The sequence below is a fragment of the Rhodococcus sp. Leaf247 genome, assembly GCF_001426185.1.
In the GTDB taxonomy this organism is placed as follows: Bacteria; Actinomycetota; Actinomycetes; order Mycobacteriales; family Mycobacteriaceae; genus Rhodococcoides.
Genome location: NZ_LMRP01000004.1, coordinates 91,562 through 116,306, shown reverse-complemented (window position 1 = coordinate 116,306; position 24,745 = coordinate 91,562). Strand labels below are relative to the sequence as shown.

General features: G+C 66.8%; 23 protein-coding genes and 2 tRNA genes. 12 read left to right on the top strand and 13 right to left on the bottom strand.

Annotated elements, in window-relative coordinates; genetic code table 11:
* The first annotated feature begins 6 nt into the window (after positions 1-6).
* Positions 7-447: a MarR family winged helix-turn-helix transcriptional regulator gene (locus tag ASG64_RS18605; RefSeq protein WP_056075457.1), complete on the top strand. Its 441-nt coding sequence runs from the start codon at positions 7-9 to the stop codon at positions 445-447.
* Positions 448-482: 35 nt separating this feature from the next.
* Here the strand turns inward: ASG64_RS18605 and ASG64_RS18600 are convergent, their stop codons facing one another.
* Complete coding sequence (locus tag ASG64_RS18600) at positions 483-2,021, bottom strand: MFS transporter (RefSeq protein WP_056075454.1); 1,539 nt, start codon at positions 2,019-2,021, stop codon at positions 483-485.
* Positions 2,022-2,147: 126 nt separating this feature from the next.
* Between ASG64_RS18600 and ASG64_RS18595 the strand changes: the two genes are divergently transcribed.
* Both ASG64_RS18595 and ASG64_RS18590 read left to right on the top strand, forming a co-directional pair.
* The gene (locus ASG64_RS18595) at positions 2,148-2,810 is read left to right on the top strand and encodes a TetR/AcrR family transcriptional regulator (RefSeq protein ID WP_056075451.1); all 663 of its coding nucleotides are present in this window, start codon (positions 2,148-2,150) and stop codon (positions 2,808-2,810) included.
* Positions 2,807-3,262 (top strand): GtrA family protein, encoded by a 456-nt coding sequence (locus ASG64_RS18590; RefSeq protein ID WP_442971164.1) that lies wholly within the window; start codon positions 2,807-2,809, stop codon positions 3,260-3,262. The genes ASG64_RS18595 and ASG64_RS18590 overlap by 4 nt, the downstream gene beginning before the upstream one ends.
* On the opposite strand, the gene ASG64_RS18585 is transcribed toward ASG64_RS18590, so the two are convergent.
* Complete coding sequence (locus ASG64_RS18585) at positions 3,259-5,280, bottom strand: cytochrome c oxidase assembly protein (RefSeq protein WP_056075447.1); 2,022 nt, start codon at positions 5,278-5,280, stop codon at positions 3,259-3,261. The genes ASG64_RS18590 and ASG64_RS18585 overlap by 4 nt on opposite strands.
* A 93-nt stretch (positions 5,281-5,373) precedes the next feature.
* A complete protein-coding gene (locus ASG64_RS18580) occupies positions 5,374-6,477 on the bottom strand; it encodes an XdhC family protein (protein ID WP_056076235.1) in 1,104 nt (367 codons plus the stop codon).
* 102 nt (positions 6,478-6,579) lie between these two features.
* On the opposite strand from ASG64_RS18580, the gene ASG64_RS18575 reads away from it, so the two are divergent.
* Positions 6,580-6,652: transfer RNA gene (locus tag ASG64_RS18575), tRNA-Arg, on the top strand.
* Positions 6,653-6,663: 11 nt separating this feature from the next.
* Here the strand turns inward: ASG64_RS18575 and ASG64_RS18570 are convergent.
* Entirely contained in the window at positions 6,664-7,299 is a 636-nt protein-coding gene (locus tag ASG64_RS18570; RefSeq protein ID WP_056075443.1) for a YoaK family protein, read from the bottom strand.
* 43 nt (positions 7,300-7,342) lie between these two features.
* On the opposite strand from ASG64_RS18570, the gene ASG64_RS18565 reads away from it, so the two are divergent.
* Positions 7,343-7,750 carry a DUF732 domain-containing protein gene (locus ASG64_RS18565; RefSeq protein ID WP_056075440.1) on the top strand — a complete coding sequence of 136 codons (408 nt, stop codon included), beginning with the start codon at positions 7,343-7,345 and terminating at the stop codon, positions 7,748-7,750.
* Here the strand turns inward: ASG64_RS18565 and ASG64_RS18560 are convergent.
* Positions 7,714-9,279 carry an AMP-binding protein gene (locus ASG64_RS18560; RefSeq protein WP_056075437.1) on the bottom strand — a complete coding sequence of 522 codons (1,566 nt, stop codon included), beginning with the start codon at positions 9,277-9,279 and terminating at the stop codon, positions 7,714-7,716. The two genes, ASG64_RS18565 and ASG64_RS18560, sit on opposite strands and share 37 nt — an antisense overlap.
* A 66-nt stretch (positions 9,280-9,345) precedes the next feature.
* Between ASG64_RS18560 and ASG64_RS18555 the strand changes: the two genes are divergently transcribed.
* Positions 9,346-10,119 (top strand): helix-turn-helix transcriptional regulator, encoded by a 774-nt coding sequence (locus ASG64_RS18555; protein WP_056075434.1) that lies wholly within the window; start codon positions 9,346-9,348, stop codon positions 10,117-10,119.
* On the opposite strand, the gene ASG64_RS18550 is transcribed toward ASG64_RS18555, so the two are convergent.
* From ASG64_RS18550 to ASG64_RS18535, 4 genes are all read right to left on the bottom strand, one after another.
* Positions 10,108-11,286: a winged helix DNA-binding domain-containing protein gene (locus ASG64_RS18550; protein WP_056075431.1), complete on the bottom strand. Its 1,179-nt coding sequence runs from the start codon at positions 11,284-11,286 to the stop codon at positions 10,108-10,110. The two genes, ASG64_RS18555 and ASG64_RS18550, sit on opposite strands and share 12 nt — an antisense overlap.
* Before the next feature lie 173 nt (positions 11,287-11,459).
* Entirely contained in the window at positions 11,460-11,705 is a 246-nt protein-coding gene (locus tag ASG64_RS18545) for a hypothetical protein (protein WP_056075428.1), read from the bottom strand.
* Between the two features lie 12 nt (positions 11,706-11,717).
* Positions 11,718-12,929, bottom strand: coding sequence for a fatty acid desaturase family protein (locus ASG64_RS18540; RefSeq protein ID WP_056075425.1), 1,212 nt, complete (start codon positions 12,927-12,929; stop codon positions 11,718-11,720).
* Positions 12,930-12,959: 30 nt separating this feature from the next.
* Entirely contained in the window at positions 12,960-14,081 is a 1,122-nt protein-coding gene (locus tag ASG64_RS18535) for a ferredoxin reductase (protein ID WP_042576001.1), read from the bottom strand.
* A 202-nt stretch (positions 14,082-14,283) separates the two neighbouring features.
* Here ASG64_RS18535 and ASG64_RS18530 point away from each other — a divergent pair, with 202 nt between their 5' ends.
* Together ASG64_RS18530 and ASG64_RS18525 are read left to right on the top strand one after the other, a co-directional pair.
* Complete coding sequence (locus ASG64_RS18530) at positions 14,284-14,961, top strand: TetR family transcriptional regulator (protein WP_056075422.1); 678 nt, start codon at positions 14,284-14,286, stop codon at positions 14,959-14,961.
* A 40-nt stretch (positions 14,962-15,001) separates the two neighbouring features.
* The gene (locus tag ASG64_RS18525; RefSeq protein ID WP_056075419.1) at positions 15,002-15,811 is read left to right on the top strand and encodes an alpha/beta fold hydrolase; all 810 of its coding nucleotides are present in this window, start codon (positions 15,002-15,004) and stop codon (positions 15,809-15,811) included.
* On the opposite strand, the gene ASG64_RS18520 is transcribed toward ASG64_RS18525, so the two are convergent.
* Entirely contained in the window at positions 15,808-16,404 is a 597-nt protein-coding gene (locus ASG64_RS18520; RefSeq protein WP_056075416.1) for a GyrI-like domain-containing protein, read from the bottom strand. The genes ASG64_RS18525 and ASG64_RS18520 overlap by 4 nt on opposite strands.
* The gene (locus tag ASG64_RS18515) at positions 16,401-17,729 is read right to left on the bottom strand and encodes an MFS transporter (RefSeq protein WP_231568763.1); all 1,329 of its coding nucleotides are present in this window, start codon (positions 17,727-17,729) and stop codon (positions 16,401-16,403) included. Before ASG64_RS18515 ends, ASG64_RS18520 begins: the two co-directional genes overlap by 4 nt.
* Before the next feature lie 23 nt (positions 17,730-17,752).
* Between ASG64_RS18515 and ASG64_RS18510 the strand changes: the two genes are divergently transcribed.
* Positions 17,753-19,759, top strand: a complete 2,007-nt coding sequence (locus ASG64_RS18510; protein ID WP_056075413.1) for an NADPH-dependent 2,4-dienoyl-CoA reductase — start codon at positions 17,753-17,755, stop codon at positions 19,757-19,759.
* Positions 19,760-19,804: 45 nt separating this feature from the next.
* The gene (cmrA, locus tag ASG64_RS18505; protein WP_042575984.1) at positions 19,805-20,611 is read left to right on the top strand and encodes a mycolate reductase; all 807 of its coding nucleotides are present in this window, start codon (positions 19,805-19,807) and stop codon (positions 20,609-20,611) included.
* A 4-nt stretch (positions 20,612-20,615) separates the two neighbouring features.
* Here the strand turns inward: cmrA and ASG64_RS18500 are convergent, their stop codons facing one another.
* On the bottom strand, positions 20,616-22,190 hold the full coding sequence (locus ASG64_RS18500; RefSeq protein ID WP_056075410.1) for a helicase HerA-like domain-containing protein: 1,575 nt from the start codon (positions 22,188-22,190) through the stop codon (positions 20,616-20,618).
* A 74-nt stretch (positions 22,191-22,264) separates the two neighbouring features.
* Here ASG64_RS18500 and orn point away from each other — a divergent pair, with 74 nt between their 5' ends.
* Both orn and ASG64_RS18490 read left to right on the top strand, forming a co-directional pair.
* On the top strand, positions 22,265-22,867 hold the full coding sequence (gene orn, locus ASG64_RS18495; RefSeq protein ID WP_042575999.1) for an oligoribonuclease: 603 nt from the start codon (positions 22,265-22,267) through the stop codon (positions 22,865-22,867).
* 85 nt (positions 22,868-22,952) lie between these two features.
* Positions 22,953-23,025 (top strand) — tRNA-His (locus ASG64_RS18490).
* Between the two features lie 55 nt (positions 23,026-23,080).
* Here ASG64_RS18490 and ASG64_RS18485 read toward each other — a convergent pair.
* The gene (locus ASG64_RS18485; RefSeq protein WP_056075407.1) at positions 23,081-24,304 is read right to left on the bottom strand and encodes a DUF4185 domain-containing protein; all 1,224 of its coding nucleotides are present in this window, start codon (positions 24,302-24,304) and stop codon (positions 23,081-23,083) included.
* Positions 24,305-24,745: the final 441 nt, after the last annotated feature.

Genomic DNA, 24,745 nt, shown 5'->3' with positions numbered 1-24,745 from the left:
CGTCGAGTGCATTCCCACGAGAAGGACCTCGGCGAACTGGTCACGACGGTGGCCCGCTCCATGAGACGCCGACACATGGCCGCACTCGAACCATTCGGGTTGTCCCCCTCGCACGGACGCGCGTTGCGAGTCCTGGCCGGCACGGACGATGCGCTCCGGCCCGGCGACCTGGCCGAGCGGCTGCGGATCGCGCCGCGGTCGGCGACCGACGTCGTCGATGCGCTGGAATCGTCCGGCTGGGTGGCACGCAGCGTCGACGCGACGGATCGGCGTGCGGTCCTCCTGCGTCTCACCGACGACGGCCGCGACATGGCACGCACCATCGCCCGAGCGCAGAAGAGCGCCTCCGAGGCGATGTTCGCCAGCCTGGGCGCCGAGGACCGCGCCACTCTGGCGGAGCTGTTGACTCGTATCAACGACGAATCCGGTGCAGGAAACATCGCATAGCGACGTTTTCTGCACCGGATTCGGTGAGCCTGGGATCAGTGAGCGACGACAGTCGCACCCTCGGGTCCGTCGGGCAGCTTGCCCGAGCGCACCAGCAGGCCTGCCATCACCGAACCGGCGAGGAAGATGCCCGACGCCCACCAGAAGGTGGTGGTGTAGCTGGCGATCTCCGCATTGATCCGCAGCAGCGTCGCAGCAGCCTGCGGATCCGCGGCCTGAGCCACGGCGCCCTGATTGTCGGTCGCGTAGTTCGACGCCGCGGTTGCCGCGATGGTGCTGAGCAGGGCCGTTCCGATGGATCCACCGACCTGCTGCATGGTGTTCACCGTTGCCGACGCGACTCCGGCGTCGTCGGGCGAGACGCCCGAGACTGCACCCTGCATGGCCGGAGCCATGGTGGCGCCCATACCGACACCCATGATGAGCAGGCTCGGCAGGATGTGGGCGGCGTACGAGCTGTCGATGGAGATCTGTGCCAGCAGCGCCATTCCCGCCGAGGCGATGAGCATGCCGACGCTCATGAGGACGCGAGGTCCGAAGCGCGGCAGGATCACCGAGGTGGCGACGGTCGCCGTGACGACCAGGGTGGCGATCATCGGGAGGAACGCGAACCCGGTGGTGATGGGCGTGTAGCCGAGGGTGCTCTGCAGGTAGTAGGTCAGGAACAGGAACACGGCGAACATGCCGGCACCGATGACGAACACGGCCAGGTAGGCACCACCGCGTGTGCGGTCGAGGACGATGCGCAGCGGCAGCAACGGATGCGTCGCACGGGTCTGGAGGAAGACGAAGACACCGAGCAGGACGACACCGACGGCGAGGAATCCGATGGTCACGGCATTGCTCCAGCCGCTGGACTCGGCGTGTGCGAATCCGTAGACGATGGAGAACAGAGCCGCGGACACGCTGATGGTTCCGGGAATGTCCAGCACGGGACGCTCGGTCGCGCGGTGCTTGGCCAGCAGCATGAAGCCACCGACGAAGGCGACTCCGGCGAAGATCAGGTTGACGTACAGGCTCCAGCGCCAGTTCGCCCACTCGGTGAGCACGCCGCCGAGCAGCAGGCCGATGGCACCGCCGGCGCCGGCGACCGCGCCGAAGATGCCGAACGCCTTGGCGCGCTCCTTCGGATCGGTGAACGTGGTGGTGAGCAACGAGAGTGCCGCGGGCGCGAGCAGGGCGCCGAAGACACCCTGACCGGCGCGTGCCGCGACGAGCATTCCGAAGTTGACGGCCGCGCCGCCGACGGCGGACATCACCGCGAAGCCGACCAGACCGACGAGGAAGGTGGTGCGGCGACCGAAGAGGTCACTGAGTCGGCCACCGAGCAGCAACAGGCTGCCGAACGCGAGCGCGTACGACGTGACCACCCACGAGCGGTCCGCGTTGTCGAAGCCGAGGTCGAGCTGGGCGGCGGGAAGCGCGATGTTCACGACGGTCGCATCGAGCACGACCATGAGCTGTGCCAGTCCCAGAACGCCGAGGATGAACCAGCGTGTGCGGTCGGGAGCGTCGTGCGCGCTCGACCGGATTGCCCGGTCGACGTTTCCGACGTCGGATGTGGTGGAAGACATTGTTCCTCGCTTCGGTTACAGCGTGTGTGAGGTCTATGCGGAGGCGTAGGCTCCGGATAACAAGAAGATAGCAGCCATGCGGAGGTGTCGCCTCCGGTTAACCCGAGAACCAGGACGAAACGGACTGTGAAACCCACCACAGCGCCCAGACCACTACGCGCCGATGCCGAGCGGAACAAGCTCAAGATCATCGACTGCGCGCGAGAGTTGTTGGCGCGCAAAGGACTCGACATCACGCTCGACGATGTCGCGGCGCGGGCCGGCGTCGGAGTCGGCACCGTCTATCGACGCTTCGCCAACAAGCAGGAACTGATCGACGGGATCTTCGAACAGCGTCTCGTCGAGGTTCTCTCCCGCGCAGAAGCTGCCGCGAACGCCGAGGATCCGTGGGAAGCCATGGTCGATTTCTTCGAATTCATGTGCCGACACCTGGCCGCGGACCGTGGTCTCGGTCACGTCGTGCTCGGGTGCGACGACGGGATGGACCGCATCGCTGCCGTGCGCGGCAAGCTCGAGCCGACCATCGACACCGTCATCTCTCGCGCGAAGGCCGCCGGCAAGCTCCGCTCCGACGTCGAACCCGGTGACCTCTTCACGCTGGTGAGGATGATCGTCGCGGGCGCCGAGATCGCGGACGAGGTGGACCCCGACAACTGGCGGCGCTACTTCGCTCTGGTCATCGACAGTCTGGCGGCGTACCCCGATCGCTCGATACCGTTGCCGGGACGCGCTCTGACGACCGACGAGATCACCGCCGTCAAACACAAACTGCACGGGAGGGGGATGTGATCGACAATCCGACTGCTCCCCCGCTGCTCGCCTCCGATGAGCACCATCGCCTGCTCAGCGTCGTGCGAGGGGACGGCGCCTGGCCTCAGCTCCTCCGTTTCGCCATGGTCGGCGGACTCAGCAACATCCTGTACGTCGCCGTGTTCGTGGCGATGCACTCCGAGGGATCCATCGTCGCCAACGCCGTGGGCGCCGTCGCCTCCACGATCCTGGCCAACGAGCTGCATCGACGGCTGACGTTCCACGCCGCCGACCGCGTCGGCTGGTTCACCGCACAGTGGGAGGGCGGCGGGCTCGCACTCATCGGACTGGGCGCCTCGACCGCCGCACTCACCGCGCTGGACGTCGCACTGCCCCAGGCCGGTGCAGCGCTGTCCGCCCTGATTCTCGTCGCGGTCACCGCGCTGGTCGGTGGCCTCCGCTTCCTGGCCCTGCGAGGACTGGTCTTCTAACGCCCTTCGCGCTCACGCCGTGCCAGTTCGGCGAACATCGCGTTGTGCGCGGCCAGGTCGGCGCCGTCGTCACGATCGGCGGCGCGGTCCGTGCGCACCGCTTCCTTGCGGTCGGTGTTGGACCACTGGACGAGAAGAGCGAGCATTACCAGGATCAGCGGAACCTCGCCCGTCGCCCATGCGATACCGCCGCCGAGGCGTTGGTCCTGCAGAAGATCCGAATTCCACGGGAGCGACAGACCGCGGAAGAACGTCTGTCCCATGACGGTGTCCTGGCTCATCAGCGCGATACCGAAGAACGCGTGGAACGGCAGGGAACCGAACACCATGGCCAGCTTGGTCACCGGCGACAGCCGACGCGGGGCCGGGTCGATACCGATGACGACCCAGTAGAACAGGTAACCGCTGAGCAGGAAGTGCGCGTTCATCAGCAGGTGCGCACCGTGCGAGTCGACCGACGCGCCGTAGATCCCGCCGAGGTACAGGGCGTAGAAGCCGCCGACGAAGATGACGGCAGCCACGATCGGTTGCGTCAGGAATCGGGAGAACGGACTGTGCAGGGCGGCCAGGATCCACTCGCGGGGACCCGGAATCCCGTCCCTCCCCGCTGCCGGCAGGACGCGCAGGGCGAGCGTCACGCCGCCGCCGAGCGCCAGCAGCACCGGCGTCAGCATGGACAGCACCATGTGTGAGCCCATGTGCACGCTGAACATGGCCATCGAGTAGCGGTACACCCCCGACGACGTCGCGAACAGCAGCGTCGCGCACCCGAGCATCCACGCGATCGTGCGGCCCACCGGCCACGCATCGCCGCGGGCATGCAGACGGCGCACGCCGAGGAAGTAGACGACGGCCATCACGACGGCTGCAGTTCCGAAGATCAGGTCGAACCGCCAGTCGAACAGGAAGCGTCCGAGCGAGGGTGGCGCGGTGAGGTCGTATCCGAGTTCCACCTCGGTGATCGTCAGCTCGCGGGCACTGCCGAGTGGGGGCGGGGTGCGTGAGAGTCCGACGGCCAGACCGATGGTCGCCGCGAACACCAGGACCTCGGCCCCGGCGAACCGGACCAGATTCCCGCGTGACGACGGGTCCGCCGCGAGAGCGGGCAGAGCGCGCCGACGCTGCATGTACCCGAAGACGCCGAGAACGACGAGCGCGGCGACCTTGGCCAGAACCAGTCGGCCGTAGGTGGAGTCGACGAGTTCCGCGGGCTCGACGCGCACCAGCGCGTTGACGACGCCGCTGACGCCCATGACGACGAACGCGACCGTCGCGAGCAGCGAGAACCGTCGTGCCGCGACATCGGTGTGTGCCCCGCGACGGGTGGCGTGGGCCAGCACCGCGAACAAGCCGCCGGCCCACAGCGACGCAGCCACCAAGTGCAGGATCAGGCTGTTGGTCGCCACGTCGTGGGAGCCACCGGACGAGGAGTGTCCCGACAGCGCGAGCGGCATCAGCGAGCCCAGCGCCACCAGCAGCAGCACGGGTGTCCACGACCACCGCAGCACCGCGCGGCAACCGATCGCCAGCACGATCGCGATGATCGCCGTCCACTGCCATGCCCGGGCGAGTTCGATCTGCTCGATGCCCGACCACAGGTTCTGCGGCTTCATCGCCTCCGACAACGGCTGACCGGAGGTGTCCGACAACGTCAGCGGCACCAGCACGATCGAGCACGCGGCCCATACGATTGCGGCCGCCGACGCGGTGCGCACAGCCCGGTATCCGTCGATGTCCAGTACACCCGACTTCTGCGGCGGAACCAGGAACGCGGCGAGCAGCAGGGAGCCGACCGCGATGACGGCGGCGACCTCACCCAGAGCACGAACAGCGGGAAGTCCGTACGTGGTGACCGGTCCGGGATCGGGAATGCCGAGCAGGACGAGAGCCTGCGACGCCGACAGCGCCACGACGAGCCCTGCGACCACGGCGGCGATCAGACCGGCGGTAACGAACACCCCGCCCGATCCGGTGCTGCGTGCGGCGGGCGCAGTGCGCTCGACCTCCGTTGTTGCCATACCTCCAGGGTAGGAGGTGACTGGCGTCGCAGCACCTACGGGCTGTAGTACTTCCCGTCACCAGTGATGACCCCCCACCGCCCGCGACGGGGGTTACCGGTGGATCCGGCCCTCCCGCTCGCCGAGGGGCCTACCGCCCCCACCCCACCGGCGCGCCACGATCTCCGCCGCGATCGACACCGCGGTCTCCTCCGGTGTCCGCGCACCCAGGTCGAGCCCGATGGGAGACGAGAGTCGTGCGAGTTCGTCGTCGCCGATCCCCACCTCGCGCAGTCGCGCAACACGATCGTCGTGGGTCCGACGTGACCCCATCGCACCGATGTACCCCACGCGCGGGAGTCGCAACGCCACCTCGAGCAGGGGCACGTCGAACTTGGGGTCGTGGGTGAGCACACAGATGACGGTCCGATCGTCGATCTCACCCTCTGCCTGCAGTCGCTCCAGGTACCGATGCGGCCACTCGACGATCACCTCGTCGGCCGTCGGGAATCGCTCGGGCGTCGTGAACACCGGCCGGGCGTCGCACACCGTGACGCGATAGCCGAGGAGCGTGCCCTGACGCGCCACCGCCGACGCGAAGTCGATGGCGCCGAACACGATCATGCGGGCACGGGGCGCGAACGAGTTCACGAACACGGTCATGCCCTCGCCCCGTCGCTGCCCGTCCGGACCGTAATGCAGCACGTCGGTGCGGCCGGCCTCGAGCAGTCCGCGGGCGTCGTCGACAACCGCCGCATCGGCGCGGGCCGATCCGAGGGTGCCCGACGCCGTGTGCGGCTCCACGACGAGCCGAGCGCCGACACGAGAGGCGTCGGGGTGCTCGATGACGGTGGCCACGGCCACCGGTCGGTGCTCCTCGACGGCCGCAGCCACCGAGTCGAGGTCGGAAAACGTTGTACGAGAGATGGTCTCGACGAACACGTCGATGATTCCGCCGCAGGTGAGTCCGACAGCGAATGCGTCGTCGTCGCTGATCCCGTAGCGGTGCAGGCCGGTCTCACCGCTCTGCGCGGCGTCGTAGACAGCACCCTCGACGCAGCCGCCCGATACCGATCCGACGACTCGACCGTCGGCGAGGACCGCCATCGAGGCACCCGGCGGGCGCGGCGCCGAGCGGAAGGTGCGCACCACGGTGGCAACGCCGACCGACTCGCCCGCACGCCAGGCGGCGAGCACTCGATCCATCACGTCCAGCACCACCGCAGCCTTCCCTCGAACCGTGAAGTCTAAGCCGCACCTGCACCCGGGGCGCGGTGAGCGGCCTCGCTACACTCGACGGCGCATCGGACACCGATGCGCGCCTCCGTAGCTCAGGGGATAGAGCAAGGGCCTTCTAATCCCTTGGTCGCAGGTTCGAATCCTGCCGGGGGCACAACAGCCGGCTCACTCGCCTAGGCGGTAGACCACACCGGCCGCGACGAGGACCGCAGCGAGTGCAATCACGGGCGCGCCGAACCCCAGTCCCCGGAATGCCGCGGCGCCCGCCACCGCCCCGGCGCCGAGGGACAACCACATCGTCGACGGCCGCACCCAGGATCCTGTCGACCGTCCTCGTAGGCTCGCGGCGACGTTCTGCCCGGCCTTGACCAAGGCTCCGGTCATGTAGGTCAGCCCGATGGTGCCACCGTCCTTCTCGAAGACCGCGTTCTCCGCACCCATCGCCGCTGCCAGAACCATGGCGGACACGACCGTCGCGGCACCCAGCGCATGCGCGGATCCGGCAACGGCGAGCAAGGCGGCGACCAGGAGCAACACCCCCGTTTTGCGACGCGACCCGGCCAGGTCCCCGACGACCGATCCCGCGACCACCCCGACGACGAACGCCGCGATGATCGATGTCCCGATCAGCACACTCGTCAGGTCACCGTCCACGAGGTCGACGGCGGCGCGTGTGGAGTTGCCGGTCATGAAGGATACGAAGAACCCGCCGAGTGCGACGAAGCCGACGGCGTCGACGAAGCCGGCCACCGCCGCAAGGCCCGCAGCCACCACGAAGTCGCGTCGCTCGATGGTCATCATGGGCAGTCATTCCACCACCACGAGGCGCGGTAGCGTCGTAGAGGTGACTCGGCACGCGAAGACCTTCATCGTCCTCGGGCTGCTGTGCCTGGCGGGGTGCGCGAACGATGCCCCGGAGGCCGCCGTTCCGACCGAGACTCCCGCCACCACCACCACCTCGTCGGCTCCGGTCGGGCCCTCGGTACCGACGGGTCCCGACGCCGTCGCCGCAGACGACCTCTTCATCGCCGGACTCGACAGCGGCGCCGTCGAGTACACCGACCCGGCGACGATGAAGATTCTCGGGCGCGGTATCTGCACGGAACTGCAGCAGGGTCAGCCCGTGATCGCCGAGGTCGACGCCGTCACGACGGGCAGCCGAGGCAAGTGGGACGAGAGCGCCGCGGGAGCCATCGTCGGCACGGCCATCGGCGCCTACTGCCCGGAGTTCCGGGCACTGCTTCCACCCTGACGGGCACGCCGCAGCAGGAATCGCTGGACCTTTCCGCTGGGAGTCTTGGGCAGGGCGTCGACGAAGTGCACCGTGCGGGGATACGCGTGGGCCGCGAAGTTCTCCTTCACCATCTTCTGCAGTTCCGCTTCCAACTCGGAAGTTCCCGAGACGTTCTCGGCCAGCACGACATACGCCTCGATGACCTCACCGCGAATGTCGTCGGGCTGACCGACCACAGCGACGTCCATGACCGACGGGTGTTCCACGAGAACGCTTTCCACGTCGAACGGCCCGATCCGGTAGCCGGCCATGATGATCACGTCGTCGTTGCGGGCGGAGAAGAAGTACGACCCGTCCTGCACTCGCCCGGAGTCGCCGGTCAGGTACCAGGCACCGTCCTCGGTGAATCGCTCGGCCGTCTTCTCCGGCGCGTCGACATATCCGGTGAACCACATCAGCGGACTGCCCGCCACCTCGAAACCGATCTGATCCTCGACGACGCCGGCGGTGAAACCCGGCAACGGCTTTCCCATCGACCCGGGTAGCACGGGCTCGCGGACCGAGTCGTGCCATCCGTTCACGATCACCATGCCGTGCTCCGTCTGCCCGTAGTGGTCGCGGACGGGCACACCCAGCGCAGCCTCGGACCACACGAGTACATCGGGAGTCAGCGGCTCACCCGCCGACGACGCGCGCCGCAGGGTGATACCACCGACGGCGGGATCCTTGCTCAGGCTGCGGTAGACGGTCGGCGCGGCCGCGAAATTGGTGACGCCGAACTGCTGCATCACCGACACGGTCAGCTGCGGAGTGAAGCCGGCGTGCAGCATCAGACTGCGTCGACCCATCGCCATCGGCCCGAGGATTGCGTAGTACAGCCCGTAGGCCCATCCCGGATCGGCGGCGTTCCAGAAGACGTCGTCCTCTGAGACGTCGAGACCGTAGGTCATGTAGGCAACGAACGATGCGAGCGCCGTCACCGGCACGGGCACACCCTTGGGCTTACCCGTCGTCCCACTGGTGAAGAGCTGGATCATGACACCGTCGCCGCCGACTGCCACGGATTCGAGAAGCGGTTCGTGCTCACGGATCATCGCGTCGAATCCCTCCCCTGCCTCGATGACGGTGATGCCGTCGAGGGAGTCGAGCTTGCTGCGCTGGTCGGGTTCGGTGACGACGACTCGGGCCGCCGCGGCCTCGACCCGCATGGCGATCGCCGGAGTCGCGAAAGCGGTGAACAACGGGACGTGCACGGCCCCGAGTCGCCAGATGCCGAGCAACGCCACCACGAGCTCGAGTCGCTTGCTCATCAGCACGCCGACGCGGTCACCGCGGGCGATCCCCATCGCGGCGAGACCGGTGGCGAAGCGGGCGGACAGGTCACGCAGTTCGCCATAGGTGAGGTCTCGCGAGGAAAGGTCACTCTCGACGAACGTGAACGCGACGGCCGACGGGTCGTGGTCGTCGCACAGCAGTGCCGCCAGGTTCGCGTCCGCGGATCCGTACTTCTCGAGCAAGGCCGGAACATCATCGGTGATCGTCGTCATGATGGGAGTGTGGCGCAGAACACTGGGCGCCCGATACCCTCCGAAGAGGGTAGGAAGACGGAGACGATGATCGATACACACTTCGAGGACGCGGTGGGCAGGCTTCGCGCTGCGTCCGGGGTCTCGCTGGCGTTCGGCGGTGTCGTCTCGGGCGAGTTGCTGACGCTGCGGCATTTCGCCGGCCGCTCGGTCGGCGCGCTCGACGGGGTCGCACTCGAAGCGGGCCAAGGACTCGGTGGCAAGGTTCTCCAGGTCAACCGCACCGTCTCGTTGGACGACTACATGCGCACCCCGAAGATCAGCCATCGTTACGACGCCATCATCTCCGCCGAGGGACTGCGCGCGATGATCGCGGCACCGGTCGTCGTCGGCCGCACCGCGGTCGGTGTCCTCTACGGGGCGATGCACACCCCCGGGAACATCGGCGACCGCGTTCTCGACGTTCTCACCGAGGAAGCACGCGTGTTGGGTCAGGACATGGCTGTCGACGAGGCGCGGCGCGATGCCGACCGTCTGCGCGAGGACGTCCGGCTCACATACTCGCGACTGCGCGCGATGACCTCACGTGTCGACTCCGCTGAGCTCACCACCGTGCTCGACTCGATGCGGGCGTTCCTCGAACCACCGTCGACCGGCAAAGTCGTGCCGAACGTGACCATGCGCGAACGGGATGTCCTGTCGCTGGTGGCGCTGGGCCGATCCAATACAGCCATCGCCGACGAGTTGGGACTCACCGTCTCGACCGTCAAGAGCTACATGGAGTCGATCATGTCCAAGCTCGACGCGTCGACCAGACACGAAGCCGCAGTTGCTGCCCGACGGGCGGGCCTACTTCTCTGACGACGTCCGCAGCGTCTTCTCCAACGGCGTCGGAAAGCTCGGGGTGATTGCGGAACCGTCCAGATGCGCTGCGATGCGTGCACTTTCAGCCGCCACGGCCTCGTCGTCGACATCCTCGAAGAGGCGTGTCACCACATCGCCGGCACCGCGCACTGCCCAACCGCCCACCACGCGTCCGTCCATCCACACCGTCGGACCGACGTTGCCGAAGGTGTCGAAAAGGTCCGGCCGATACTCGTCGGGCAGGAACCAGCGACGGTCCTTCCAGCCCATCGGCGTCGCGTCGAGAGCCGGCAGCAGCGCGACCCCACCGTGCATTCCGTCGATATCGCTGTCGCGGAGCATGATTCCTGGTCCGGAGGACAGCTCGACCTCGACCGTGTCCAGCGCCGCCACCGCCTTCGTGGTGTGTCCCTTGTTCCAGCCCGTCCACCACTGCAGATCATCCATGGTCGCCGGACCGAACGACTCGAGCCATGCGCGTGCAAGTTCGACACGCGCCTCGGCTTCGTCCATCTTCGGTACGCCGTCGGGCCACCAGTAAGCGACGGGCGCCCACGTGTGGTGGCGAGAAGTCCACGTACCCCGAGGTTCCACCCGAACTATCCGACCTTCGGCCGACAACAGGGTCAGCAGCTGCGACGTCACATATCGCCGGACGTCGTATGCCTTGTCCGTCGTCGGGAGGAACGCGGTGCGCAACTGCGGTACAGCCGTGGACAATTCGGCCCCCGTGGCGGTACCCGCTGCCGCGAGCGCCGCATCGACATCGCGCTCCACCCGATCCAGCCACGTCGGCACGTCGTCGATCACCGGATCCGTCGGCATGGTCGACAGTTGTTTGACGAGGCGAGTTCGCAGAGTCCGCGCCACTCCCGCGCTCGCTCCGGCCTGCACGATCGGCATGAACGTCCTGTCGATGACGAACAACGTGCGCCGCATCGCCATCACCCGCACCAGACTGTGATCGGTGTACATCGCGTCGCGCATGGCATCGAGCGTCGCCGTCGTCGACCGCGCCAGCACCTGCAGAGACACTGTGGCCGGATCCGTCGCGTGCAGGGCCACCAGTCGCGTCGTCACCTCCGCCGGCGTCAGCGCCATACCCGCGCCGACCGCATGACGGCGCACCAGCAGGTGGCGCCGCTCCTCGTCCGTCACCTTCATCGGCATAGTCTGACCGACCCCGCTCCCGTGCGCACGTGCCCCGCGGCGCAGTTCGTGTGGTGCTCCCCCGATGGGGAGTGCGCGGGACGAACCGCGGTGCGCGAGTCCCGGCCCTCCCCCAGAACGCACAACGGCGCCACACCCGCAGGTGTGGCACCGTTGTGCAGCGTGCTCTAGCGACCGTTCGAACGCTTGGACCCCTCGAAGTCCCCCTCGATCACTTCGAAGGTGCGCGTATCGGATTCTGCGCGACGCGAGGCCTCGCGCATTTCGATGCCGTCGGTGACCAGGTCACCGATCTCGCGGGTGACGTCGCGGACCGCGGTCGCGATGATCACCGCGATCCGCCCGACGTGCATGGCTGCCGATTCGGTCAGGTCCTGCACTGTGTCCTTGTTGCGTTCGAACTTGCCCACCATGGCACTTACCTCTCAGGCTGCAGCTTTTTCGCGCTCGATGATCACACCGGTAACCTTGTCCACACCGGTGAAACGGTCGGGAAGGGCGAGCCGGAAGATCTTGCCCCACACAGTACCGATCTGATGGAAGAAGCCACCAGTGTTGTACGGAAGGCCGTATTCCTCACACAGCGCCTTGACCTCGGGCGCGATCTGCGGGTAGCGGTGCGCGGGCAGGTCCGGGAAGAGGTGGTGCTCGATCTGGTGCGAGAGGTTGCCGGACATGATGTGGAACAGCTGCCCACCCTCGATGTTCGCGGAGCCCAGCATCTGACGCACGTACCACTGGCCACGGGTCTCCTGCGCGGTCTCCTCGACGGTGAACGTCTGCACGCCCGTCGGGAAGTGGCCGCAGAAGATGATGGAGTAGGCCCACACGTTGCGGACGATGTTGGCGGTGAAGTTGCCCACCAGCGTCGGCACGAACATCGGCCCGGTCAGCGCGGGGAAGACGATGTAGTCCTTGAGAACCTGTCGTCCGGCCTTCTTCCACCAGCCCTGGATGAGGGGCTTGACGTCGTGCCACTTGCGCTTGCCCTGGATGACGTTCTCGGCCTCCAGGTCGTGCAGCATGACACCCCACTCGAAGAAGGTCATGAGCAGGAACGCGTAGATCGGGTTGCCCAGGTAGTACGGGTTCCACTTCTGCGCGCTGTCCATCCGCAGGATGCCGTAACCGATGTCGCGGTCCATGTCGAGGATGTTGGTGTAGGTGTGGTGCATGTAGTTGTGCGAGTGGCGCCACTGGTCGCCGGGGCACGTGTTGTCCCATTCGAAGACCTTGGAGTTCAGGCCCGGCTCACGCATCCAGTCGTACTGGCCGTGCATGACGTTGTGGCCGATCTCCATGTTGTCGAGGATCTTCGACAGGCTCAGGGCGCTGACGGCGGCGATCCATGCCGGCGGGAAGAAGCCGAAGTACATCAGTCCGCGACCGGCGACCTCGAGTCCGCGCTGCGCCTTGATGATCTTGAAGATGTAGTCGCGGTCTTCCTGACCGAGGTCCGCGACGGTGCGGGCGCGCAGGTCGTCGAGCTTGCGCCCGAGTTCCTCCACGGCCTCGTAGCTCAGGACGACGGGTCCGTCGGTGCCCGGTTTGTCCATCACGTCGACGCCGGACGTCGTGGTGTCGGGCGCCGAGCTGGAACCGATGAACGGGAGAAAGGACAGTGAGAGTCCGAACATGGTGACCTCCTCTTCGAGTGTGTGGATGGGTCAGACGTCGATGTCGACGTCGCCCACGGGGACGGAGATGCAGAGCTGGATTTCGTTGTCCGGATCGGAGTCGAGCTCACCGGTCTTGACGTTGCGGGTGCATCCCGACTTCTTGATTGCCGTGCAGGTGAAGCAGATTCCCATCCTGCAGCCGAATTCCGGTGTCAGCCCGGCATTCTCGGCCTGCTCCAGGAGGGTGGCGCCGTCGTTCTCCGCCTCGACGGACGAACCCGAGAACGACACGGTTCCCGAGGCATCCCCGTCGACGACCGGAACGGCGGTGACGAACTCCTCCGAGAACAACGACTCGGAGAGTCCGAGGTCGTCGAACACCGACCTGACGCCTTTCATCAGCCCGGGCGGCCCGCACAGGTACGTCTGCGCCGAGGCGTGCCAGGGTGCTGCGGCGTTCAGATGCTCGGTGTCGAAGAATCCGTGCAGATGACCACCGTTCTGCTGATCGGTGTACGCGTACAGGACGTCCACGTTGTCGTTCTCGGCCGCGATGCGGTCGAGTTCGGCGCGGTAGCAGACGTCGTTCTCCGTGTAGGCGTAGTGCAGGAACGCCACGCGTCCGGTGTACCCCTCGTGCACCAGCGTGCGCAGCATCGACATCACCGGGGTGATGCCGCTTCCACCACTGATCAGCAGAACGTGGTCCGGTCGCGGGCTCGGTAGCTCGAAGGTGCCCGTGGCGGGTGCGAGATTGACCACGAGACCGGGCTTCGCCGAGGCGACCAGGTAGTTGGACACGATGCCGTCCGGCTGAGCCTTGACGGTGAGCTCGATCGTGTCGTCGCCGGTTCCGGCAGTGCCGGCCGGGGAATAGCAGCGCGTGTGTCGGACGCCGTCGACCACGACACCGATCTGCACGAAGTGGCCGGCGGAGAACCCCTTCCACTGCCACGTGGGGCGCAGCGTCAGCGTGACGGTGTCGGAGGTCTGATGACGAACGGCGACCACCTCGGCGCGCATGTCGTCGACGGTCATCATGGGGTCGACGAGTTCGAGGTAGCGGTCGACCGCATGCGGCGTCGTCAGCGTCTCGAGCAACCGGGGGCGCAGCTTTGACAGCAGCGAACTGCGACGGCCGCGCGATGTGGGTGTGGTGGCGATGCTCAAGTCGTCCTCCTCGTATGACGGGCCGGTGACCGGATGATTTCTCCAGTGCACACGCGTTCACTGGAATCGAGTGTGACAGCCCGTACCGGCAACTATCAAGCCAAATGTGACGACGGACACGTACCGTGATCTGCAGTGACGCGCCTGGCTCCCGTGATGCGGAAGTGCACACTCATACACTGATGTCGGTTAATGTCGAGGGATGTCCGAGAACTCCGCAGGTTCCGCGACGGCCAGCAGGGCCGAACGCAAGGAACGAACCCGGCGGGCCCTCGTGGACGGAACGCTCGACGCCATCGCGGACCGCAGCTTCTCCAGCGTGAGTCTCCGCGAGGTCACCCGTGCAGCCGGAATCGTCCCGACAGCCTTCTACCGCCACTTCGCCTCGATGGAAGACCTCGGTGTGGCGGTGGTCGAGGACAGCATGCGGGTGCTCCGCAAGATCCTGCGCGACGTCCGCCGCCATCCCTCAGCCGACAACGCCCGCGAATCGCTCGAGTTGCTTATAAGTGAGATCCGGGAGCACGACGTCCAGTTCCGCTTCCTCATCCGCGAGCGGTCCGGCGGCATCGTCGAGGTACGACGGGCGATCGAGACGGAACTGCAGATGATCGTTCACGAGCTGACCCAGGACCTCTCGCGCATCCCCGCGCTCTCGTCCTGGCCGGGCGAGGATCTGGACATGGTCGCCGACCTCATCGTCAACACGATGCTGGCAACGGTCGTCGACCTCGTCGAAGTGTCGCCGTCCAGTGCCGCCGAGCGCGACATCGTCGAGCGCGCCCTGTCCCAGCTGCGAGTGATCATGCTGGGGATGGGTCAGTGGAAGCCCCGACAGTTCGGCGCGGCCCGCGGACCCGCGACCGCGCTGCGCGCGTAGCCACGCCCGACGCGACCGACGAGCCGCTAACCTCGGATGCATGCGCATCTCTGTCGGCGACCTCACTTTCGACGCGGATCGGTACGGAACGGCCGGTAACAGACCCGCCCTTCTCCTGCACGGATTCCCCGAGACGTCCGCGAGCTGGCACGACGTCGCCGTCCGGTTGGCCGACGCCGGCCGGGACGTCGTGGTTCCGAACCAACGCGGCTACTCCCCCGGCGCCCGCCCCGAGGGCACGGAGTCCTATCGGATCGACCACCTCGTCGACGACGTCGTCGGGACGCTCGACAGCCTGGGTCTCGACGCCGTCGACCTGGCCGGCCACGACTGGGGCGCGATAGTCGCCTGGTACGTCGCGGTGCGGCACCCGGAGCGGGTCCGCACCCTCACGGCCGTGTCGGTTCCGCATCCCGCTGCGTTCGGGTGGGCCATCCGCGAGGACGAGGACCAGAAGAAGCGCAGCGCGTACATGACGTTGTTCCGACAGCCCGGCAAGGCCGAGGATCTTCTGCTCGAGGACGGCGCGCGCCGCCTGATCGCGATGTTCTCCGGTGCCGAGGATCCGACGATCGTCCACAAGCACCTGTCTGTCATGGGCGATCGTGCGACCTTGACCGCGGCTCTCGAGTGGTACCGGGCCACGACGCGGGACTTCGCCGATCTCGGACCGGTGACCGTTCCGACGACCTTCGTCTGGGGCAACCAGGACACGGCCGTCGGTCGCGTCGCGGCCGAACTCTGCGCGCAGCACGTCAGCGGCACCTACGAATTCGTGGAGCTGTCGGGAAGCCACTGGATCCCCGAGGAATTCCCGGATCGACTCGCCGACGAGATTCTCGCGCGCTAGCGCGAGACGGGCTGCCGCAGGATCGTTCTCAGCCTCGAAAGATCCACTCGCCGCGGGTCGCTCAGATAGATCTCGTGATGACGCCCCGTCATGCCGAGCGAGTGCGCCGGGACGACGACGTCGTGCATCTCGGCCAGTACGGCAGCCTCGTCGTCGTAGGACCCGACGTGCAGAGTCTGCACACACAGGCCCTCGTCGAGACGCTCGAGCCGCACGTCGGAGATGCGCGGTGCGCTCTTCACAGCCCGCACCTCCTCGAGATGGTCGGCGGTGATCCAGTCCGGCACCATGATCATCGCCGTCCATTCCCACTGCGACTTGTCACGCCGACTGGTGAACGACTCCATGTCGTCGGACCACCACAATGCTTCGAGGGGCATCACGACGTGGTCGCGTCCGAGCTCGTTCCTGCTCAGGAACTTCAGTCCGTAGGCCAGCGGGTACAGCGACGCGATCGCATCCGCGTAGGCCGCCGTGTTCGGATCGCCCCGTCCGTCGACCATCAGATAGTCCACCGAGGGCACGGTCACGATGTCGAACCGGCCTCGCGACGCCGAATAGGTCGGCAGGTCTTTCTTGAAGTCGACCTTCACGCCGTCACCCGCGCCCGATCACCGTCCGGAGCCGCGACGCGCAGCAACGCCAGCAGGCCGGCGCCGAGTACCAGCAGCAGCCCCAGGATTCCTGCCCGGTCGGCGTCGAAAAGGTAGGCGAACAGGCCGAACAACGTCGGCGACAGGAACGACACGGCACGTCCGGTGGTCGTGTACAGACCGAACATCTGGCCCTCTCGACCCGGCGGCACGATGCGCGTGAGAAACGTGCGTGACGACGACTGCGCCGGGCCGACGAACAGACACAGGATCAGACCGAAGATCCAGAACATCAGCGGCCCCGACACCGCGAGCAGGATGGCCCCGGCAACGATCATGGACGCGAGCGAGACGACGATGACCCGCTTCGGTCCGATGCGGTCGTCCACGCGTCCGGCGACCAGAGCGCCCAGTGCAGCAACCACGTTCGCAGCGACGCCGAACAGCAGCACGTCGGCGGCCGAGATGCCGTAGACCGTCACCGCCAGCACCGCGCCGAACGTGAAGACCCCGGCGAGACCGTCCCGGAACAGTGCGCTGGCCACCAGGAACCATACGGTGCGACGCTCGGTCCGCCACAGATCGGACACGTCTCGCCACAGCACGCGGTAGGACTCGAGATATCCGGCGCGTGCGGCGGCCGCGTCGGGATCGAGGGCCGGGAGTTCGGGCACCGCGAACATGACGGGAAGGGCGAACAGGAGGAACCACACCGCCGCCATGAGGGCGATCAGACGGATGTTCAGCCCGCCGTCGGTGCTGACGTCGAAGAATCCGCGTGTATCGCCGTCGCCGGTGATGAAGCCGAAATAGCACAGCAACAGCAGGAAGATGCCGCCGAAATAGCCCATGGCCCAGCCGAATCCGGACACCCGACCCAGATTGTCGGGCGTCGACACCTGCCGCAGCATCGCGGTGTACGGAACCTGGGCGACCTCGAAGAGCACCGAGGCGATGGACAGCAGCACCAGTCCGAGCCACAGATAGTGGTAGTCGTCCTTGACGAAGAACAACGCCGCCATGCACACGATGGTCGCTGCGGTCAGGACGAACAGGAGTCGTTTGCGACGTCCCTTCGCGTCGCTGCGTTGACCCGACACGGGGGCGAGCAGGGCTATCGACAGCCCGGCGATTCCCAGTGCCCAGCCCAACCACGTGGTCGCCGAGATACTGCCGGGCAGGTCCGCTCCGACCGAGTCGGTCAGATACACCGAGAAGACGAAGGTGAGGATGACGGCCTGGAACGCCGCGCCACCCCAGTCCCAGAACCCCCACGACAGCACCTGCTTCTTCGACACCGCGCCAGGGCTACCCACAACGACCATGCGTCGGAGCATAAGGTGCCGAGATGACCGACTTCCCCGTTCTCCTGTCCCCGATCGAGGTCGGCCACACCACGCTGCGCAACCGCGTGATGATGGGATCCATCCACACAGGGCTCGAGGACCGGGCCAAGGACGTCGACAAACTGGCCGCCTACTTCGCCGAGCGGGCGCGCGGAGGGGTCGCGCTGATCGTCACCGGTGGGTACGCGCCCAACCGCACCGGCTGGCTTCTTCCGTTCGCGGCGAAATTGACCAACCGACTCGAAGCTCGACGCCACCGCCGCGTGACCGACGCGGTGCACCGGGAGGACGGCAAGATCCTGCTGCAGATCCTGCACGCAGGTCGGTACTCCTACCACCCGTTCAGCGTCAGCGCCTCGTCGGGAAAGTCGCCCATCACCCCCTTCCGAGCTCGAGGTCTGAGCGACCGCGGGGTCGAGTGGCAGATCAGGAACTACGTGCGCTGCGCTCGACTCGCCCAGCGCGCCGGGTACGACGGCGTCGAGATCATGGGCGGCGAGGGCTACTTCCTCAACCAGTTCCTCGCACCGCGCACCAACCAGCGCACGGACAGATGGGGCGGATCGGCGGAGAACCGCCGTCGTATCGCCGTCGAGATCGTGCATCGCACGCGGGCAGCGGTGGGTCCGACGTTCCTGCTCTCGTTCCGCATCTCGCTCGCCGATCTGGTCGAGGGCGGCCAGACGTGGGACGAGATCGTCGCGCTGGCCACCGACCTGGAGGCAGCCGGTGTCGATCTGTTCGATTCCGACTTCGGGTGGCACGAGTCCCGCGTCCCGACCATCGTCACATCGGTTCCTCGCGCACCGTTCATCGACTTCACCAAGCGTCTCGCCGAGGTGGTGACCGTGCCCGTCGCGGCCGCCAATCGCATCAACATGCCCGAAATCGCCGAGGAGATCCTGACCGACGGCAGCGCGCAGCTGGTCTCGCTCGCACGACCGATGTTGGCCGACCCCGAGTGGATCCTGAAAGCGCAGAGCGGCCGACGCGACCAGATCAACACCTGTATCGCGTGCAATCAGGCCTGCCTCGACCACGTCTTCGTACACAAGAAGGCCTCGTGCCTGCTCAACCCGCGCGCCGGTCGTGAGACCGAGTTGCTCCTGTCCCCCACTCGCCGGGCGACCGACGTGGCCGTCGTCGGAGCCGGACCTGCCGGCTTGTCCACCGCCGTCGCCCTCGGTCAGCGCGGACACCGGGTGACACTGTTCGAGGCACGTGCCGAGATCGGCGGCCAGTTCGCCATCGCGCGGCGGATTCCCGGTAAGGAGGAGTTCGCGGAGACCGTTCGCTACTTTTCCCACGCCCTCGATGCGGCGAACGTGACCGTTCGGCTCTCGACAACGGCGACTGCCTCCGAGTTGTCCGGGTTCGACCGTGTCGTTCTCGCCACCGGTGTGATCCCGCGTGTTCCGTCGATCCCGGGGATCGACCATCCGAGCGTGATGACATATGCCGACGCGGTCCTCGGGCACCGGACCATCGGCCGTCGAGTCGCCGTCATCGGTGCCGGCGGAATCGGTGTCGACGTCTCGGAGTTCCTCACCTCCGAGCCGGCGCCCAGTCTCGCCGAGTGGCGTGCCGAGTGGGGAGTCACCGACGATCCCACTGCTCCCGGTGCCGTGACGGACACTGCCGCCACACCGGCCCTGCGCGAGGTGTTCCTGCTCCAGCGCACGGAAGGGCGCATCGGGACGCGGCTGGGAAAGACGACCGGATGGGTGCACCGCGCCGCGCTGAAGAGCAAGAAGGTGACGCAGCTGTCCGGGGTCGCGTACGACCGTATCGACGACGCCGGTCTGCACATCACCGTGGACGGGGCGTCTCGCACTCTCGCCGTCGACAGCATCGTCGTCTGCGCCGGACAGGAATCGGTGCGCGACCTGCTCGACGAGCTGGTGGCATCGGGAACCGTCGTCGACGTCATCGGAGGTGCCGACGTCGCCGCGGAGGTGGATGCGAAGCGCGCGATCGAGCAGGGCACCCGCCTCGCCGCATCCATCTGACCCGCCGCTGCCGCGCCGGGACCGCTCACGCTAGCCTCGGACACCGTGAGCCTCCCAGCACCCTCCGCAGAGTCCCGTGCCGTCGTCACCGGAGCGTCGTCCGGTATCGGTGAAGCACTCGCCACCGAACTCGCCGCCCGCGGGCACTCGCTGATCGTGGTCGCACGACGCGGTGAGCTCCTCGAGGCCCTGGCCACGAAGCTCACGGCCGAGCACGGAGTCACCGTCGAGGTGCGCGTGAACGATCTGTCCGATCCCGCTCAGCGTCGGACGCTGGCGGACGAGCTGGCCGGCCGCGACATCTCGGTGCTGTGCAACAACGCCGGCATCGCGACGTTCGGGCCCGTCTCGGCACTCGACCCCGCCTACGAACGCGCCCAGGTGCAGCTCAATGCCGTTGCGGTGCACGACCTCACCCTGGCGGTGCTTCCCGGCATGATCGCGCGCAAGGCGGGCGGGATCCTCATCACGGGGTCGGCAGCAGGAAACATGGCCATCCCCAACAATGCGACCTACGCCGCGACCAAGGCGTTCGTCAACACGTTCTCGGAGTCGTTGCGCTCGGAACTGTCCGGCACCGGAGTGCACTGCACCCTGCTGGCACCCGGACCGGTCCGCACCGAGACGCCCGATCCGGCGGACGCCTCCATCGTCGACAAGCTGGTGCCGGATTTCCTGTGGATCGACAGCGCGTACACCGCACGAATCTCGCTCGACGGCCTCGAGAAGAACAAGATGCGCATCGTGCCGGGCATCCTCAGCAAGGGAATGTCCGTCGCCGGGCAGTACAGCCCGCGCTCCATCAGCGCCCCGATCATCGGCAGCTTCTACAAGAAGCTCGGCGGTTCCTGACCTCTTACCTGCGTCGACGGCGACCCGTCCCGAAGATGCTGCGTGAGATCTCCCGTCCTGCTGCACTCGCGGCCGAGCGGAGGAAACTTTTCACGGCCGGGTTCGCCATGATGCGCTCCGCCGCGGACGGGCCGTCGCGCTCCGGTTCGGGGAGCGGCGGTAGGTCGTAGGTCTGCGGCAGCGGCGGGAACTCCGGTGCCTGCGGTGTCGGCTCCGGCGCCATGCGGGCGTTCAACAGTTCGTAGGCGGACTCGCCGTCGACCGTCGTCCCGTAGGTGGCGTAGAGCGGGCTCGCTGTCGCAGCCGCGGTGATCGCGTCGGTGCCGATGGTGTCCATCAACGACTGCGGCGGTCGGATCCTCGTCCACGCCACGGGTGTCGGCGCTCCACGCTCGGACAACACGGTCACGATCGCTTCTCCGGTGCCGAGTGTCGTCAGAGCTTCCTCGAGGTCGTAGTCCTCGCTCTTCGGGTACGTCCGGACCGTCTTGGTCAGCGCTTTCTGATCGTCCGGGGTGAAGGCACGCAGCGCATGCTGCACACGCGCGCCCAGCTGCGACAACACCGGTCCCGGTACGTCCGAGGGCAATTGGGTGCAGAAGAAGATTCCGACGCCCTTGGAACGGATCAGCTTCACGGTCTGTTCGACCTGCTGCAGGAATGCTTTCGACGCGTCGGCGAACAGCAGATGCGCCTCGTCGAAGACGAACACGAGTTTCGGGGCGTCCAGGTCGCCCTCCTCGGGGAGAGTCTGGAAGAGATCGGCCAGAACCCACATCAGGAATGTCGAGAACATCACCGGACGTGCTGCGAGAGCGCCCAGTTCGAACAGCGTGATCACGCCGCGACCGTCGGGTGCGATACGGATCAGATCCTCCGTGCGCATCTCCGGCTCCCCGAAGAACGTGTCTCCACCGTCCGCTTCGAGATTCACCAGTGCCCTCAGGATGACTCCGGCCGTCGACGACGAGACGCCGCCGATGCCCTTCAGGTCGGCCTTGCCCTCGTCGCTGGTGAGATGGGTGATCACCGCGCGCAGGTCTTTCAGATCCAGCAGCGCGAGCCCCTGCGTGTCCGCCCAGTGGAAGATCAGGCCAAGGGTCGATTCCTGAGTAGCGTTGAGCTGCAGGACTTTACTCAGAAGGATCGGCCCGAAGGCCGTGATGGTCGCCCGGACCGGGACAGCGCCGCCCTCGGTACCGAGCGACAGGAATTCCACCGGGAACCCGGTGGGCGCCCACTCCGTCGCCGCGGTCTCCGTCGCGCGGGCCCGCAGACTTTCGGAATCGGTTCCGCCGGCAGACAATCCGGACAGGTCGCCCTTGATGTCCGCGAGCACGACGGGAACGCCTGCGGCTGAGAGCTGCTCGGCGATGACCTGGACGGTCTTCGTCTTCCCCGTTCCGGTCGCGCCCGACACGAGACCGTGCCGATTGACCATCTTCAACGGCAACCGCACCCGGGCCGAGGCGTCGGCCACGCCACCGAGCACGACACTGCCGAGTTCGATCGCCGGGCCCTGCGTCGCGTACCCCGCAGCGATGGCGGCTGCCCGTCCGGCAGTGGTGGAATCGGTCATCGTCTGCGGTGCTCCGTTCGGTGGGGGCGTTCGCGGTGAACTCTAGCGTCGACGTCGGGACTACTGTGGCAGCGGTGAACGACAAACTTGTGTGGATCGACTGCGAGATGACCGGTCTCGAGCTGGGCTCGGACAAGCTCATCGAGATCGCCGCTCTGGTGACGGACAGCGACTTGAACGTCCTGGGCGACGGTGTCGACATCGTCATCCACTGCGACGACGACTCCCTCGCGTCGATGCCCGACGTCGTGACCGCGATGCACGCCAAGTCCGGTCTGACCGAGGAGGTGCGCGCCTCCACCGTCACCATGGAGCAAGCGCAGAAGCAGGTGCTCGACTACATCCGTACGCACGTGCCCGCGGGCACGGCTCCGCTCGCCGGCAACTCGATCGGTACCGACCGTGGGTTCATCGCTCGGGACATGCCGGAACTGAACGACTACCTGCACTACCGGATGATCGACGTGAGTTCGATCAAGGAACTGTGCCGACGCTGGTACCCGCGCATCTACTTCGGTCAGCCTCCCAAGGGTCTGGCCCACCGGGCACTCGCGGACATCGAGGAGTCCATCCAGGAGTTGCGGTACTACCGACAGACCGCCTTCGTCGCGCCCCCCGGCCCGAGCACGGAGGACATCGCCTCCGTCGTGACCGCGTTGACCGACAAGGACGCCTGACCGAGTAACCGATTGGCATCCCGCGCCCGGGACACGCTAGTATCGAACGCGCTGCGAAGCCCTCCACGGGGCGGACACAGTGATGGTGGGCGTAGTTCAGTTGGTAGAGCACCAGGTTGTGATCCTGGCTGTCGCGGGTTCGAGTCCCGTCGTCCACCCCGAACAGAAAGGCCCCCGACTCACGAGTCGGGGGCCTTTCTCGTCCGTGATTCTCTAGCGCGGCAGGGCGTCGAGGTTCGTCCGCATCAGGATGACGTTGTAGGACGAGTACTGCGATGCCGTGAAGTACAACGCATTACCGGCGGACTTCGGGTGGATGTACGGGGCGTACAGGCCTCCGCCGGGGTAGTTGCCGATGTCGTTGTTGACCACGAGTGCTGTGGGCGCGCTCCACGGGCCCTCCGGAGACGACGCGGTGCGCGCCATGATCCGACCTTCGACGTCGTTGCCGTACAGCATGATGTATCGGTTCAGATAGGCGTTCCAGGCGACGGACATCTCCCCGACCGGTTGCCGGACGACGGGCACGGCCGCATCCACTCCGGGAGCCCACCCGCCGCCGTTCCAGTATTCGTAGCGGCTCAGGTCCAGCATGGCCTCGGGTGTGACGCGGGCGAGGTACGCAGCACCGAGACGGCCGTTCGGAGTCCCGTACTGGTAGACGAACCCGTCCTGGCCGCGGACGAAGGCCGCCTGCTGGAAGCGCGCATCCAGTTGTTCGGTGCCGGGAATCGTGACGCCGCTGTTGAAGCGGATCGTGCTCGGTTCGGGGAACCACGTCTGCCCGTTGTCCCGTGAGGTCGCGATACCGGCGTAGTTGGTCGACCAGACCGAGCCGCTCCACTCCCGAACCGACATGAAGTGCATGTACTGCACGCCGTTCACCGCGATGGCCGACGTCGGAACGATCGTGTACTCGACGGGTGAGAGCCCCAGCGCGGAGAGCAGCTGCGTGGCGAACCGTGGGTCGTTGCCGGCGACCACTGCACCCGACGAGGCATCGCCGGGAACTCCGTCCGCGAAGGTGATGCCGTCCGCGAGATCTGCGTCATTGCTGCGCAGAAGGACGTTGTGCCGCCATTGCCCACCCGGCACCGAGCAGTTGCCGAAGGTGTCGCCGAAGGCCATCAACGTCTGTCCGGCGCCGTTGTCCCAGCTGATGCCGAGATCCGTTCCCGAGATCCCGAAGCGGTCGAACGTCCTGTTCGCGCTCTCCTGTCCGGTCACCCACGCCACGGTGGACGTCGACGGCCCGTCGTATGCAGGCACGGGGCCCTGACGACCGGCCGGTTGCTGCCCCGGGAAGCCGATACCGCTGATTCCGGTGCCGGAGAGTCCCCCGCACGGTTCGGCGACGGCTACCGGTGCGAGCGCCAGGCTCGATCCCCCGACCACCATCAATGCCAGGGCAGCAGCCATCGCCCGTTGTCGTCCCATATCGAAAATCCCCCACAGTCGCGTTGCACGCGGCAGTAACCCCGCCCCGCACGAAAGGTATCAGTCGGCCATGGAGCCCGACCTCCCCGCATGAGCAGGGCCTCCGATGAATTACACGCATGTGTTTTCCCAGCTAGGCGGCGCCGCTCGAATTACGTTGGTGTAATTGAGCATTCGTGTTACTCAGCGATACTCAAGTCCCGTAGAGTGACCGATGGCGCTCTTGGGGAAGGTGCGCCCCGTGTTACCTGTGTTGTTCCACCGGTCGTACCCGAAAGCCAAGGGAAGGGCATTCGCGTTCGCCGGTGCGGCATGGCCGTGCTCTCGCGTCGCCCGCTCGTGCGGACCCGCGTGGCGTCGACGGCTGTGTCGTCAGTGGACGCCGCGGCACCTCGGGACGCCTCCTCCTCACAGTCCGCGCCGACGTGAGAAGTCGACGCC